13 protein-coding genes are annotated in these 14,468 nt (G+C 33.7%); 6 read left to right on the top strand and 7 right to left on the bottom strand.

Annotation, left to right across the window (positions count from 1 at the left end; translation table 11 throughout):
• Nucleotides 1-31: 31 nt before the first annotated feature.
• From AA088_RS14790 to rpsA, 3 genes are all read right to left on the bottom strand, one after another.
• Nucleotides 32-961: an aspartate carbamoyltransferase catalytic subunit gene (locus AA088_RS14790; RefSeq protein WP_046745805.1), complete on the bottom strand. Its 930-nt coding sequence runs from the start codon at nt 959-961 to the stop codon at nt 32-34.
• A gap of 2 nt (nt 962-963) precedes the next feature.
• Nucleotides 964-1,515, bottom strand: a complete 552-nt coding sequence (pyrR, locus tag AA088_RS14785) for a bifunctional pyr operon transcriptional regulator/uracil phosphoribosyltransferase PyrR (RefSeq protein WP_046745804.1) — start codon at nt 1,513-1,515, stop codon at nt 964-966.
• 219 nt (nt 1,516-1,734) lie between these two features.
• Nucleotides 1,735-3,513, bottom strand: coding sequence for a 30S ribosomal protein S1 (rpsA, locus tag AA088_RS14780; RefSeq protein WP_046745803.1), 1,779 nt, complete (start codon nt 3,511-3,513; stop codon nt 1,735-1,737).
• A gap of 300 nt (nt 3,514-3,813) precedes the next feature.
• Here rpsA and AA088_RS14775 point away from each other — a divergent pair, with 300 nt between their 5' ends.
• Nucleotides 3,814-4,200 carry a LysM peptidoglycan-binding domain-containing protein gene (locus AA088_RS14775; protein WP_046745802.1) on the top strand — a complete coding sequence of 129 codons (387 nt, stop codon included), beginning with the start codon at nt 3,814-3,816 and terminating at the stop codon, nt 4,198-4,200.
• Between the two features lie 42 nt (nt 4,201-4,242).
• Here AA088_RS14775 and cmk read toward each other — a convergent pair whose 3' ends face one another.
• From cmk to lon, 3 genes are all read right to left on the bottom strand, one after another.
• A complete protein-coding gene (cmk, locus tag AA088_RS14770; protein WP_046745801.1) occupies nt 4,243-4,932 on the bottom strand; it encodes a (d)CMP kinase in 690 nt (229 codons plus the stop codon).
• A 40-nt stretch (nt 4,933-4,972) separates the two neighbouring features.
• Nucleotides 4,973-5,992: a type IX secretion system protein PorQ gene (gene porQ, locus AA088_RS14765; protein WP_046745800.1), complete on the bottom strand. Its 1,020-nt coding sequence runs from the start codon at nt 5,990-5,992 to the stop codon at nt 4,973-4,975.
• 254 nt (nt 5,993-6,246) lie between these two features.
• A complete protein-coding gene (gene lon, locus AA088_RS14760) occupies nt 6,247-8,700 on the bottom strand; it encodes an endopeptidase La (protein WP_046745799.1) in 2,454 nt (817 codons plus the stop codon).
• A gap of 248 nt (nt 8,701-8,948) precedes the next feature.
• Between lon and AA088_RS14755 the strand changes: the two genes are divergently transcribed.
• The 5 genes from AA088_RS14755 (at nt 8,949) to AA088_RS14735 (ending at nt 12,998) form a co-directional block, all read left to right on the top strand.
• Nucleotides 8,949-9,503 (top strand): RNA polymerase sigma factor, encoded by a 555-nt coding sequence (locus AA088_RS14755; RefSeq protein ID WP_046745798.1) that lies wholly within the window; start codon nt 8,949-8,951, stop codon nt 9,501-9,503.
• A complete protein-coding gene (locus AA088_RS14750) occupies nt 9,500-10,063 on the top strand; it encodes a hypothetical protein (protein ID WP_046745797.1) in 564 nt (187 codons plus the stop codon). The genes AA088_RS14755 and AA088_RS14750 overlap by 4 nt, the downstream gene beginning before the upstream one ends.
• The gene (locus AA088_RS14745) at nt 10,044-11,138 is read left to right on the top strand and encodes a hypothetical protein (RefSeq protein WP_046745796.1); all 1,095 of its coding nucleotides are present in this window, start codon (nt 10,044-10,046) and stop codon (nt 11,136-11,138) included. The genes AA088_RS14750 and AA088_RS14745 overlap by 20 nt, the downstream gene beginning before the upstream one ends.
• A gap of 45 nt (nt 11,139-11,183) precedes the next feature.
• Nucleotides 11,184-11,921, top strand: a complete 738-nt coding sequence (locus AA088_RS14740) for a GIN domain-containing protein (protein ID WP_046745795.1) — start codon at nt 11,184-11,186, stop codon at nt 11,919-11,921.
• Nucleotides 11,922-12,446: 525 nt separating this feature from the next.
• Nucleotides 12,447-12,998 (top strand): DUF2867 domain-containing protein, encoded by a 552-nt coding sequence (locus AA088_RS14735; RefSeq protein ID WP_046745794.1) that lies wholly within the window; start codon nt 12,447-12,449, stop codon nt 12,996-12,998.
• Nucleotides 12,999-13,033: 35 nt separating this feature from the next.
• Here AA088_RS14735 and AA088_RS14730 read toward each other — a convergent pair whose 3' ends face one another.
• On the bottom strand, nt 13,034-14,461 hold the full coding sequence (locus tag AA088_RS14730; protein WP_241483426.1) for an MFS transporter: 1,428 nt from the start codon (nt 14,459-14,461) through the stop codon (nt 13,034-13,036).
• Nucleotides 14,462-14,468 lie beyond the last annotated feature (7 nt).

The raw sequence follows: 14,468 nt of genomic DNA, 5'->3' as shown, positions 1-14,468 counted from the left end.
AAGATACACTCAAAAGAATCGAAAAAAGTCTTTATTGTTTAATTTTAGAAGCCAGCAAATAGATAACTGCCATTCGTACAGCAACTCCGTTTTCTACTTGGTTAAGAATGATAGACTGCTTAGAATCGGCCACATCACTTGTAATTTCGACACCTCGATTGATTGGTCCTGGGTGCATAATCACAATCTCTTTATCTAGCGAATCCAACAATGCTTTGGTTACTCCATATTGTTGTGCATATTCACGAGTAGATGGAAAATAACTTATATCCATTCGCTCGTTTTGCACTCGAAGCATATTGGCAACATCGCACCATTCTAGCGCTTTTCTAAGGTTAGTTTCTACACCAATGCCCAAACTCTCTATGTACGTTGGTAATAATGTTTTTGGCCCGCACACTTTCACATTGGCTCCTTGAAGTTTTAATGCAAAAATATTTGACAATGCAACTCTACTGTGTAGTATATCACCAACAATTACAATGTTTTTTCCCGCTACATCCCCTAACTTTTCACGAATAGAATACGAATCTAACAAAGCTTGTGTAGGATGTTCATGTGCGCCATCTCCTGCATTAATAATACTAGCATTTACATTTTTAGATAAAAATACACCTGCACCAGGATTTGGATGTCTCATTACTACCATATCTACTTTCATAGATAGGATATTATTGACTGTATCAATAAGTGTTTCTCCTTTTTTTACGGACGATTGTGATGCGGAAAAGTTAATGACATCTGCAGAAAGTCGTTTTTCTGCCAATTCAAATGATAGCTTAGTCCGCGTACTATTTTCAAAAAATAAGTTTGCAATTGTAATATCACGCAAAGAAGGCACTTTTTTTATAGGACGATTGATCACTTCTTTAAAATGATCAGCCGTTTCAAAAATGAGTTGTATATCTTCTTCTGTAAGATATTTAATTCCTAGCAAGTGGTTTACACTCAATTCACTCATTTCTACTTGTCTTTTTCTTGATTAATAAGATATACCATGTCTTCACCATCATTTTCAGACCAATTCACTTTTACTTTTTCTTTATTGATGGCATCTACTTGTCGGCCACGATAATTAGGCTGAATCGGCAAATGTCTACTAAAACGTCTATCGATTAACACTAAGAGTTCAATTTCTTCAGGACGTCCAAATGATTGAATAGCTGTTAGAGCAGCACGAATACTTCTACCTGTATATAAAACATCATCTATAAAGACTACTTTTTTGTTTTCTACTACAAAATTGATTTTTGTTTTATTTGCCTCCAAAATTTTTTCGTTGCGACGGAAATCATCTCGGTAAAAAGTAATATCAAGATAGCCCAATTCTATATCTTTAACTTGATAATCATTTTGTAAAATCTGTGTAAGACGTTCCGCAAGATAAATTCCTCTTGGTTGGATACCAATAAGGACTGTATTTGAAAAATCAAGATGATTTTCGATAAGCTGACATGCCAATCGATGAAGAATAATTCCTATCTCAGTTGAGTTCAATAAGATTTTTTGACTCATAGTGCTAGTACCAAATGCTATTTGGAACACAAAAGTACAGATTTTTTTGGGATTTTTTCCTTTCACGCTACACACATTTTGCCAATTTATGCATATGCACTTTTTTTAATTGAACGTAATGCACTTTAAGTTACAGATACCCATAAAATGTTTAAAAACAAAAAAGCCGTTTCATAAATGAAACGGCTTTCGCATATAAGATTTGAATGTTAGGAATGATTAATTATTTCCTTCCATTTTGTCTTTTAACTCTTGTAAAGCGTCTAAGTCACCAAGTGTAGTTTTTTCTGCAACTTGTTGTTTCTTAGCAGCTGCTTGTACATTTTTCTGCTCTTCTTCTCTAAAAATAGCAGTATGAGAAGCGACAACTCTTTTGAATTCTTTGTTGAATTCAATTACTTTGAATTCTGCAGAATCTCCTTTTTTCAATTTCTTACCGTCTTCTTTTTCTAAGTGACGAGAAGGAATAAAGGCTACTACATCATCATTTAATGTAATTGTTGCTCCTTTGTCGTTCGTATCTGTAATTTCAGCAGTATGCGTAGTTCCTACACCATACTCATCTTCGTACTTATCCCAAGGATTTTCTGTAGTTTGTTTGTGACCTAAACTTAATTTACGTCCTTCTACATCTAATTCTAGTACAACTACATCTAATTTGTCACCAACAGCAACAAACTCAGATGGATGCTTCACTTTCTTAGTCCAAGATAAGTCAGAGATATAAATTAATCCGTCAATACCTTCTTCTAATTCTACGAATACACCAAAGTTAGTAAAGTTACGCACAGTTCCTGTGTGCTTAGAACCTACAGGGTATTTATTAGTAATATCAGTCCATGGATCTGGTGTCATTTGCTTAATACCTAATGACATTTTACGATCTTCTCTATCTAATGTTAAGATTACCGCTTCAACTTCATCACCAACATTTACGAAATCTTGAGCAGAACGTAAGTGTGTTGACCAAGACATTTCTGAAACGTGAATCAATCCTTCAACTCCTTCTGCAACTTCGATAAATGCACCGTAATCAGCAATTACTACTACTTTACCTTTTACTTTATCTCCGATTTTTAACTCAGAATCTAAAGCTTCCCAAGGATGAGCGCTTAATTGTTTTAATCCTAATTGAATTCTCGATTTGTTATCATCAAAATCAAGGATTACAACGTTTAATTTCTGGTCTAATTCAACAACTTCATTTGGATGGTTGATGCGCGACCAAGAAAGATCTGTAATGTGGATTAATCCATCAACACCTCCAAGATCAATAAATACACCGTAAGAAGTGATATTTTTCACAACTCCTTCTAATACTTGACCTTTTTCTAATTGACCGATAATTTCTTTCTTCTGCTCTTCGATATCTGCTTCGATAAGTGCTTTATGAGAAACTACCACATTCTTGAATTCATGGTTAATTTTAACCACTTTGAATTCCATTGTTTTATTTACGTATTGATCGTAATCTCTAATTGGTTTTACATCAATTTGAGATCCTGGTAAGAACGCTTCGATTCCGAATACGTCTACAATCATACCTCCTTTAGTTCTGCATTTTACAAAACCATTCACGATTTCACCATTATCATGAGCAGCATTTACTCTATCCCATGCTTTAATAGTTCTCGCTTTTCTGTGAGATAATACTAACTGACCTGTTCTGTCTTCACGAACGTCAATTAATACTTCTACTTTGTCTCCTACTTTTAAGTCTGGATTGTAACGAAATTCGTTTAAAGAAATTACACCTTCAGATTTAGCATTGATATCAATAATTGCTTCTCTGTCAGTCATTCTTACTACAGTTCCATCTACTACAGCATCATCATCTGTATCAACGAAATTTTCTGCTACTAATTTTTCGAATTCTTCCAATTTTTCATCTTCTACTTGGTCAATTCCTTCTTCGTAATTGTGCCAGTTAAAGTTTGCTAAGAATTCTTCTGGATTTTTAACGTCCTGAACGTCTGTGTTTTTGTTTTCTTCAGCCATTTGCTGATATTAATTTGTATACTGCTCATTTAGAGATTCTTCGCATGTAAAAGCAGTAGATTGTTATATTTTATACATTCTAATATTTCCCTTTCTGATTCTCTATCATGCTAAAAAGGAGTGCAAAATTACTATTATTATTTTGATTTACAAACTAATAGTGTTCAAATGTATTGTTTTTAATCAATTTAGTCGTTGATTTTGGGTGTTCATCGAAAAATTAGATTGTAACAGTTTTATAACATAGTTTCTATTTTTTTGATTTATCTTTAGGGTATTAATCATTAAAATAATAAAAGAATGAGCGTAAAATCTAAATATCAGAGCGTTTTAGACTTAGGAGAAAAGTTAGCAATCCAAGAAGGAGATGTACAAGAAGAAAATGGAGTATTGAAAGTAAAAGGTATCGCTAACACACAATACGAAAAAAACCTACTTTGGGACGAGATTAAAAAAGTTGGAGGTGAATTACCTCAAGATATCGAAGCTGATATTAAAGTTGCTGATGATACTGTTTTTCACCGTCATACTGTGGCTAGTGGAGAATCTTTGAGTAAAATTGCTAAGCATTATTATGGAAATCCTATGGAATATAATGCTATTTTTAATGCGAATACTCACATTTTAAAAAATCCAGATGTAATTCATCCAGGACAAGAGTTGATTATTCCTCATTTGTCTAATTAAGAAATACATCACACACAAAAGCTTCCTAAAAGGAAGCTTTTTTTATGCATTTATAATTCGTTTGGCTAAACTTAGAATACGTTCAAATTGTTCTTTTAGCCCCATATCACTGTTATCTATTGGAATGGCTCCTTCCGCCTTTTTTAATGGAGAATCTTCTCTATGAGAATCGATATAATCTCTATTTTGAATATTCCGCAATACTTCTTCATACTTTACTTTTTCTCCTTTGTCTAGCAATTCTTTATAACGACGTATCGCTCTTTTTTCAGGAGAAGCTGTCATAAATAGCTTGAGTTCTGCTTTGGGAAAAACAACCGTTCCAATATCTCTTCCATCCATTACAACACCTTTACCTTTGCCCATTTTTTGTTGTTGTTTTACCAATTGGTAACGTACTTCGGGAACAGCTGCCACTTTACTCACAAAATCGGAAACCTCCATCGTTCTGATTTCTTTTTCAACATTTTCTCCATTGAGATACATTTCAGCGTATCCTTCTTTTTCATTATATACAAATGTAAGTTCAATTTTGTCAAGATCTTCTACTAGTTGGTTCACAAAAAAGTTATCTGTATTGATGTAGTTTTTACGCATTGCGTAAAGTGTCACCGCTCGATACATTGCTCCTGTATCTACATAAATATATTCTAGTTCTCGTGCCAATTGTTTAGCAATGGTACTTTTTCCAGTAGAAGAAAAGCCATCAATGGCTATGGTAATTTTTTTCATCTTTTTTAGCCCCTATTGAAGTTTGGTTTTGCAAATATATTTATTGCAGATTGATTGTTACACCAAATAGACTTGTATTTGCTGCAATTGCATAACGCGCATATGTATAATCAAATTTGAGCTTTTTGATTTTAAGTCCAAAACCTGCAGTAATTCCTGAAAAGTTACGTTGATCTACAATCTTCAGCTCTTCTCCTCTTCTAAAATTATATCCCAAACGTATATTAAATCCTTTGTCTGGAAATAATTCCATTCCGACAACAGTGTGTCGAATTAAATTTTTTAGAAATGTTACTTTTTCCTGTGTTTCACTACCATCTATGGATTGCTCTGCTCTATTTGGATTGGCAAACGCAATATTCCATTGTTGCAAGTTTTCAAAAGTTAGATGCCAGCGAATTGGCACATGTTCCAATTTTTGAGATAAACCCAATATGAGTTCAAAAGGCAATTGTTCTTGCATACCTGCATAAGTAGAAAACTGAATTCCTAAATTTCTAGCAACTAATGCCACATTGAATTCAAGTTTTTCATTAATATACATGATTCCAAGATCAAGTGCTCCTCCAAAAGAGTTGTATTGTTCTAGTGTAGAACTTATGAATTTCGCATTGGCTCCAACATGAATATCTGTCCAAGGAATATTATACGCATACCCTAACGATAATGCGACTTCATTACCTGAAAAACTTCCTGTTTCATTTCCTTGTTCATCATAACCATCAAATTGTCCGTAACTCACATAAGTAACACCTGCATGAAAGGTTTGTACTCTTCGATCCCAAGTGTAGGCATATGCCGCAGAACCATAATTGACATCTCCTAAATAGTTAACATAATTCAATGATAACTGATTGTCCATGTTATAGTTGATACTTGCAGGATTAAACAAGGCTTGATTTACATCCTTGTCATAATTAGTAATAACCTTTCCTCCAAGTGCTGCTTGTCTTGGTGACGAAACCAAATTTAAGAATTGATATGTATATCTTCCACCTATTTGAGCAGAAGCTACCATAGCAATCAACAAGAAAAAGGATAAGAGGATTTTTTTCTGCATGTGACAAAGTAACTAAAATCTTTACTGAAAACGTTCAGATATTGTAAATATTTTACACCAATTATAAAATCACGAATATATACTTTTTGCCTGTTATTTTTTAAGATTAAATTCAAAAGTACTTTAGCTCGCTTTGAAAAGCTTTTCTTTAATACGAAGATGTACAAAAAAGAAACGTTTTATAAAAATTTCAGTAGCTAACAGAAACTTCTATAAAACGCTTTGTATTTTATTAAACAAAGATTCTTTATGAATTACAATTCTTTGTGATTTTTTACATCCTCATCTGTAATTGCATGTTTGACTACTTCACTCATTTCTGAAACATAATGAAATGTTACACCTTTTAAATATGATGGTTTGATTTCCAAGATATCACGTTCATTTTGTTCACATAAAATTATCTCCTTGATACCTGCTCGTTTGGCTGCCAAAATCTTTTCTTTGATGCCTCCAACAGGCAACACCTTTCCTCTTAGCGTAATTTCTCCTGTCATTGCAATATCTTTTTTCACTCTTTTTTGTGTAAATAACGACACTAAAGAAGTCAACATTGTAATCCCTGCACTTGGTCCGTCTTTTGGAGTAGCTCCTTCAGGTACGTGAATATGTACATTGTATTTGGAAAATACTTCTGGCTCAACACCTAACATATCTGCATTAGATTTTATATATTCCATAGCAATTGTTGCAGATTCCTTCATTACTTTTCCTAAATTTCCAGTAATGGTCAAATTCCCTTTCCCTTTTGATAGAGTTGATTCTATAAACAAGATATCTCCACCAACACTTGTCCATGCCAATCCTGTAACCACACCTGCTACATCATTATTTTCGTATTTATTACGTTCAAGTTTTGGAGGACCAAGTACTTCTTCAACAATTTTATTAGTTACTTTTTTCTCATATGCATCTTCCATCGCTATAGATTTTGCAGCATAGCGTACCATTTTTGCAATCTGCTTTTCCAATCCACGAACACCACTTTCACGCGTGTATCCTTCAATGATTTTTTCTAGTTGCTTCTTTTCTATTTTAAGATCTTTACTTGTTAGTCCATGTTCTTTTAATTGCTTTCCTAACAAATGTTTCCCAGCAATTTCTATTTTTTCTTCTGTCGTATATCCTGTTACATTGATAATTTCCATTCGATCACGCAATGCTGGTTGAATGGTACTTAAACTATTGGCAGTAGCTATAAACATGACTTTTGATAAGTCGTATCCCATTTCTAAGAAATTATCATAGAATTCGGTATTCTGCTCTGGATCTAATACTTCTAACATCGCAGATGAAGGATCGCCATTATGACTGCTTGATAATTTATCAATCTCATCCAATACAAATACAGGATTGGAAGTGCCCGCTTTTTTTAAGCTTTGAATAATTCGACCAGGCATTGCCCCAATATAAGTTTTACGATGACCTCTGATTTCTGCTTCGTCTCGTAATCCACCTAAAGAAATACGCACATACTCTCTACCTAATGCTTCAGCTATTGATTTTCCCAAAGATGTTTTTCCTACACCAGGAGGTCCGTATAAACAAAGAATAGGCGATTTCATATCATTTCGAAGTTTGAGTACTGCCAAATACTCAATGATACGTTTTTTTACATCTTCCAACCCAGAGTGATCTCTATCTAAAATTGTTTGTGCTTTTTTAAGATCAAATTTATCTTTGCTGAACTCATTCCAAGGTAAATCTAAAAATAGCTCCAAATAATTTCGTTGAATTGAATATTCTGCAACTTGCGGGTTCATTCGCTGCATTTTTGCAAGTTCTTTGTCAAAGTGTTTTTTTACTTTTTCGTCCCACTTTTTCTTTTTACTGCGAATACGCATTTCCTCTACTTCTTGCTCATACGAAACACCTCCACCCAATTCTTCTTGAATGGTTTTCATTTGTTGATGCAAGAAATATTCACGCTGTTGCTGATCGAGATCGTTACGAACTTTTGATTGGATATCATTCTTAATTTCAAGCTTTTGCTTTTCCAAATTCATGAACTTCAAAGTTGCTAAAGCGCGTTGTTTCAAGTCTGGAATTGCCAATAATCCTTGCTTTTCCTTGACTGTCAAGTTCATGTTTGAGGAAATAAAATTGATCAAAAACGAAGAACTTTCAATATTTTTAATTGCAAAAGAAGCTTCCGAAGGAATGTTTGGACTTTCCTTAATAATTTGCAGTGCCAACTCTTTAATTGAGTCTAAAATAGCACCAAATTCATCATCGGACGGAATTGGTCGTGTTTCAGGCACTTCCCGTACGGTGGCTTCCATGTATGGATTTTCCCGTAACATTTCGTCAATTTCAAAACGCTTTTTTCCTTGAATGATGATAGTAGTGTTTCCATCAGGCATTTGCAAAACCCGTAAAATTCGTGCAACTGTTCCTAAGGTATTGATATCTTCTAAGGTAGGATTTTCGACGTCTTCGTCTTTTTGAGAAACTACTCCAATTACTTTTCCGCCGTTGTTGGCATCTTTGATTAGTTGAATGGATTTGTCTCTTCCTGCCGTAATCGGAATCACTACACCTGGAAACAATACCGTATTGCGCAATGGTAATATCGGCAATATTTTAGGTAATTCTTCCCTATTAATTTCTTCTTCATCTTCAGGTGTCATTAACGGAATTAATTCTGCATCTTCGTCAATAGATTGAAATGACAAACTGTCTATATTTAAAAATTTCGTTTCGCTCATAGGTATATTCTAAGTCATTCTGTCATATTAACAGAATAAGATCTATCATTTTATTTATTCTTTATGTTTGCAAATATGCTCAAAATCAGCCAAAAGCCTTAATCTAGACATATTTTTCACTATTCTTAAGACAATTCCTATGCCAAGCTTTCTCCTCAAAAGACCTAAAAAATAATAAATATTAAATATTTTTAGGCTAAAGTGTAACAATTCAATTTCTCATTACTCTTTACAATAAACTAAACTTTTTGAGCCACCAAAAGTTACATACTGAACAACTCATTACGTTGTGCAAGGAAGGAAATCAAGCTGCGCAAATGGAAGTATACAATCGTTATTATCATGCGATGTACAATACTGCATTTCGTATTTTAAAAGATAGCGCAGAAGCTGAAGATGCTATGCAAGAAGCTTTTTTAAGCGCTTTTACCAAGCTAGATTCTTTTAGCGAAGAAGTTTCCTTCGGTGCATGGCTAAAAAAAATCGTAGTGAATCGCAGTATTTATTTGTACAAAAAACAACAGCGAAAAGAAGAAGTTCCTATCGATACTTTATTACATAAGGTCGAAGATAATGAAGGAATTGCTTCGGATGAAGAGTTTACAAGCTTACAGGCTCAAAAAGTATTGCAAACTTTGAAAACACTGAAAGACAATTACAGAGTTTCTTTGACCTTACATTTAATTGAAGGCTATGATTATGAGGAAATCTGCTCAATACTTGATATAAGCTACGCAAGTTGTAGAACGACCATTTCGCGAGCCAAAGAAAGTTTGAGACGAAAACTAGAAGTATACGTATGAAAGAGAAAGACAACATTACAAATTTGTTTGAACGCTTGCAAAACGATTTTGATATTGAAATACCACACATGGGACATCAAAATCGTTTCTTAGCAAAAATTCAGCAACAGCAAGCTGGGGCTAAGAAAGAAGCTTCAAAACCTGTAGTTTTATTTACTTGGTGGAAACAAATGGCTGCCGCTTGTGTGATTTTGGTAAGTCTTGGAATTTTAATTGGAATCAATTTGAACACTTCTGCAGAAGAAACAAACGTTACACTTTCGCCAGAAGTACAAAAATCACAAGTATATTTTGCTTCTTTGTTAGAAAAAGAAATCGCTAAAGTAAAAGCAGCTGAAAATGAAGATACTAAAGAAATTATTCAAGATGCTTTGATACAACTAGAGCGACTTGAAAAAGACTATAATAACCTAAAAAAACAACTCGTTGAACGCGGTGAAGACAAGCGAATTTTACATGCAATGGTCATTAATTTCCAATTACGGATTGATCTTGTAGAAAGTGTACTCACTCAAATCGATGAATTAAAATTATTTAAAAATGAACAAACAATTATATAAACTAATAATCTGTAGTGTATTATTACCTTTTCTATTATTAGGAAGTAATGGTGACAATGATTTTACTGGAAAATATACTAAAGAAAAAACCATTACTAAAGAGTTTTCTGTTAATTCAGATGCGTTGCTAAAAGTATCGAGCAGTTATGGAAATATTCAACTGACTTCTTGGGACAAAAATACAGTGGCGATTGAAGTGACTATCAAAACCAATGGAAATTCTGAAAGTAAAGTAGCCGAGCGTTTATCACAAATTGACGTTGATTTTGAAAATTCTGCTTCAATGGTAAGTGCTAAGACCAATTTTAATACAGGTTCTAAAAAATGGTGGAAATGGAATAACAATTCTAAAATCCGTATGACTGTACACTATACTATTAAGTTTCCTAAAGGAAATGAGTTAAATATTTCCAATGATTATGGCGCTATTTTCTTAGACCGTGCTGAAAATAGAGCTACTCTAAGTTGCGATTATGGAACAATGGAAATTGGAGAATTACTTGCAGATCACAACACATTGAACTTTGACTACTCTACTAGTACTGTAACAGTTGCTTCTATGAAAAGTGGAAAGATTAATGCAGATTATTCCTCTTTTATGATTCATACCGCAGAAGATATTCGATTGAATGCAGATTATACGAAATCACGCTTTGGCACAGTTAGAAATATAGAATACAATTGCGACTATAACAATTTGCAAATTGACAAAGCCAATCACGTAAATGGCACAGGTGATTATTTATCTCTTCGTTTAGGGACTATTACCGGAAACGTTGAAATTGTAGCAGATTATGGTTCTATCAAAATTGCAGAAATGACCAAAGATGCAGGAAATATTCGTATTGAATCTGAATATGCAGGTATTAAAATAGGCTATCAACCACAATACTACTTCAATTTTGAATTGATTTTAGAATACGCTAGCATAAAAGGAGAAGAAGATTTTTCTTTTAACAAAAAACGAGTTGAAGATGGAGAACGTTATTATGTAGGGCATTACGGAAGTAGCAAAAGTAATAACAATATCACTATCGATTCTGAATACGGAAGTGTTCGATTTGAAAAACTTTAATACACATATCATCAAAAAACAAACAGACTTAAAAAAAGAAACATCATGAAAAAAACAACAGTATTTATCGTAGCGCTTTTATTAGCAACCACTGTTTCACACGCTCAATGGGGCTGGGGAAAAGGAAAAAAAATTAAAGGAAATGGAAACATGACAACAATCACTCGAACTACTTCTGATTATGATGTTGTTAGTGTTGCAGGCTCTTTTGATGTAGAGCTAGTAGCAGGTACCGAAGGTCGTATTACGTTACATGGAGAATCTAATCTTTTAGAATACATTGAAACCGAAGTAAAAGACGACAAATTAAAAATTAAAGTAAAAAAAGGCTATAACTTACGTGTAAGTAATGGTAAAAAATTACTTATCACAGTTCCTTTTGAGGAAATTAGCACGGTTGCTTTAGCAGGTTCTGGTGATGTATATACAAAAGATGTCATTAAGGCTAATGAGTTTAACATGGCACTTGCGGGTTCTGGTGACATTATTATTGATGTTGATGCCCGAAAACTAAAAATGGCAGTATCAGGTTCTGGAGATATGACAGCTCGTGGAAATGCTGACGAAGCAGAAATTAAATTGGCAGGTTCTGGAGATATTCATGCTTACAAACTTCAAGCTAGAAATGCAGAAGTAAGTTTGGCTGGCTCTGGAGATATTCGAGTGAATGTAACAGATAATTTAAAAGCGCGCGTGGCAGGTTCTGGAGATATTACTTATAAAGGAAATCCAAGTAAAGAAGACACAAAAGTTTCTGGATCTGGAAGTATTTCTGCAAATTAAAAAGCGATAAAAATACATTCAACGTAAGACGTCAAAAAAAGCTGCTGAGGTTTTGAGTAAAACCTCAGCAAGAAATGACCAAAAGCTCAGCAGGTTTTATCAAAAACTTGCTGAGCTTTTTTACATACTTTGCAAAACCTTTGTTTACAAGGGTTTCAAGTGTATGACGCTTTGTAATTTGTGACGTTTTGGGGGAATGCAAATTCATTTCTAAAAATTTCATATTTACTCGATAATCGAGATTTAAAATACTCCTACACTTTCGTCGAAATGTTTTAATGATTTCTATTCATGGTAGTTTTCTGTCTTTCCTTTATTCCTACTAGCACAAGATACAACGCTGAATTAAAACATGTGAAAATTTACTGCAATCTTGACAAGTTTTTATACCAAAAACAACATTGATATTTTACTATAAAACGCTATCATAAATATCCTTTTTCCTTTTGATATTATTGTAGATTAAGGTAGCTTTATACAGACTTTTTGCATGAACAATTGTTGTGTCATTTATGAACCTTTTTGATGAAAACAAAAAAAGTATCCTTACCCAAAGAATCCATATTAAACAACTCTAATTTTGAATATGTTGATAGCTTTCAAACAATATATCACGATCCTCTTAACCAAATTAGTTCAAAGGATATAGCTATCGCTTTTTTTAATGGAACTCCAAAATGGACCGAAACATTGTTTAGCATACGCAATAAAATTGTTTCCATTTTTGGACTTAAAACTCCTAACAAAACACAGGATCGAGAAAGAATACTTCACAATTTTCAATGCAAACCTGGAGAAAGAATTGGTCTTTTTAAAGTGTATCACACCAATGCCAATGAAGTCATTATGGGAGAAGATGACAAACATCTAAACTTTAGAATTTCTTTATTAAAAGACAGTAATGCGGACAATGTTACTGAAAAAAAACTAACTATATCTACTACTGTAACATTTAATAATTGGTTTGGAAAATTGTATTTCCTACCTGTAAAGCCGTTTCATAAATTGATAGTTCCCAAAATGCTTAAAGGAATTGTCCATCAAATTGACCACAAAGCGAATGCTTTATCGAAGTGATTCTTTCAAATGTATCTGAACCTGTTTAAAAAGTATTACTGAACGTACTTCGTTTTTTTAATCATAGTCAATACTATAAACGAAATCAAGAAAAAGATTGCTAAAAATAGTACAGACCATTGCATAGAGCCCGTCAAAGCATTTAAAGCTCCAAAAACGACCATTCCTAACACTATGGCTACTTTTTCAGTAACATCATAAAAACTAAAATACGTTGCAGTATCTTCTGTTTCTGGCAACAATTTAGAATAGGTGGAACGTGCTAAAGATTGGATAGCTCCTAATACCAACCCTATCAATCCGCCCAATGCATAAAAATAAAGCTCTATATTTTCTTGAGATTTATCTAGCGAAAACGCAACAAAACATACCAATCCCCATATCACAATCGTTATTTTTAATGCTGTAAGGTTTCCATAGTTCTTCGAAACTCTCGAAAAAATATAAGCTCCAAAAATAGCCACAAATTGCACCAACAATATAGCGCCAATCAAATTAGTCGTAGGCAGTCCTAATTCTGAACTCCCAAAGATTCCTGCCATGTAAATAATGGTTTGTACACCCACACTGAAAAAGAAAAATGATATTAAAAAAGTGCGTAGTTGCGGATAATCAATCAATTCGTCCCAAACTTTTCTCAACTCCTTAAACCCACTTGTTAAATATCCTTTTTGCGGTGTTCGCTGATGCACATTATTTGGCAGTCTGCGATAGGTAATTTGTGCAAAACCTAACCACCACAGTCCTACTACTACAAAAGAAATTCGCGTTGGCAGCGTACCTTCTTCCAAACCTACCAACCCTGGATTCATGATGATTACTAAACAAAGTACCAATAAAATGATTGACCCAATATATCCCATAATGAATCCTTTGGCACTAGCGGCATCTTGCTGTTCAGGATGTGCTACCTCGGGCAAATAGGCATTGTAAAACACTATACTTCCCCAGAAGCCAATTCCAGAAGTAATAGTTAATAAAATACCTACCCAAAGTGTGGATTCGTCCTCAAAAAAGAACAAGCCCATGATAGAAAGTGAGCCTAATAAACAAAAGAACTTTAAGAATTTGAGCTTACTTCCAGAATAGTCAGCAATACCAGACAGAATAGGCGATGTAATAGCCACGATTGCCATAAAAAAAGCAATCGTATAGTTGTATAATGTAGCAGGTGTCCAATCGGTTCCTAAAAAAGAGATTTTATAATTGAAAAAAGCTGTTGCATAATCATATAGTTGTAACATATTCCAATCAGCATCTAAAGAAGTAAGATTTTCTTTTAATCTTCGTGTCGCAAAACTACCTGTAATTGTTGCATAGTAAATAGGAAATACAGCTGTACTGATAACAAGCGAATATACAGAGTTTGCCCAGTCATAAAATGCCCAAGCATTGATAAGTTTCATATCGCCTTTTTGTAATCGTTTTTTCCCCATAATATAAAAATAAAAGCCGTCCTTCATGGACGGC

It is taken from the genome of Kordia zhangzhouensis, assembly GCF_001005305.1.
Taxonomy (GTDB): Bacteria; Bacteroidota; Bacteroidia; order Flavobacteriales; family Flavobacteriaceae; genus Kordia; species Kordia zhangzhouensis.
This window is presented reverse-complemented; position numbering and strand designations above follow the sequence as displayed.

What these genes read in the sequence shown, in the direction of transcription:
- AA088_RS14750 (WP_046745797.1), top strand. Translation starts at nt 9,500, where the DNA reads ATGAAAGAGAAAGACAACATTACAAATTTGTTTGAACGCTTGCAAAAC.
- AA088_RS14735 (WP_046745794.1), top strand. Translation starts at nt 12,447, where the DNA reads ATGAAAACAAAAAAAGTATCCTTACCCAAAGAATCCATATTAAACAAC.
- pyrR (WP_046745804.1), bottom strand. Translation starts at nt 1,515, where the DNA reads ATGAGTCAAAAAATCTTATTGAACTCAACTGAGATAGGAATTATTCTT.
- AA088_RS14745 (WP_046745796.1), top strand. Translation starts at nt 10,044, where the DNA reads ATGAACAAACAATTATATAAACTAATAATCTGTAGTGTATTATTACCT.
- AA088_RS14740 (WP_046745795.1), top strand. Translation starts at nt 11,184, where the DNA reads ATGAAAAAAACAACAGTATTTATCGTAGCGCTTTTATTAGCAACCACT.
- AA088_RS14730 (WP_241483426.1), bottom strand. Translation starts at nt 14,461, where the DNA reads ATGAAGGACGGCTTTTATTTTTATATTATGGGGAAAAAACGATTACAA.
- porQ (WP_046745800.1), bottom strand. Translation starts at nt 5,992, where the DNA reads ATGCAGAAAAAAATCCTCTTATCCTTTTTCTTGTTGATTGCTATGGTA.
- rpsA (WP_046745803.1), bottom strand. Translation starts at nt 3,513, where the DNA reads ATGGCTGAAGAAAACAAAAACACAGACGTTCAGGACGTTAAAAATCCA.
- lon (WP_046745799.1), bottom strand. Translation starts at nt 8,700, where the DNA reads ATGAGCGAAACGAAATTTTTAAATATAGACAGTTTGTCATTTCAATCT.
- cmk (WP_046745801.1), bottom strand. Translation starts at nt 4,932, where the DNA reads ATGAAAAAAATTACCATAGCCATTGATGGCTTTTCTTCTACTGGAAAA.
- AA088_RS14775 (WP_046745802.1), top strand. Translation starts at nt 3,814, where the DNA reads ATGAGCGTAAAATCTAAATATCAGAGCGTTTTAGACTTAGGAGAAAAG.
- AA088_RS14790 (WP_046745805.1), bottom strand. Translation starts at nt 961, where the DNA reads ATGAGTGAATTGAGTGTAAACCACTTGCTAGGAATTAAATATCTTACA.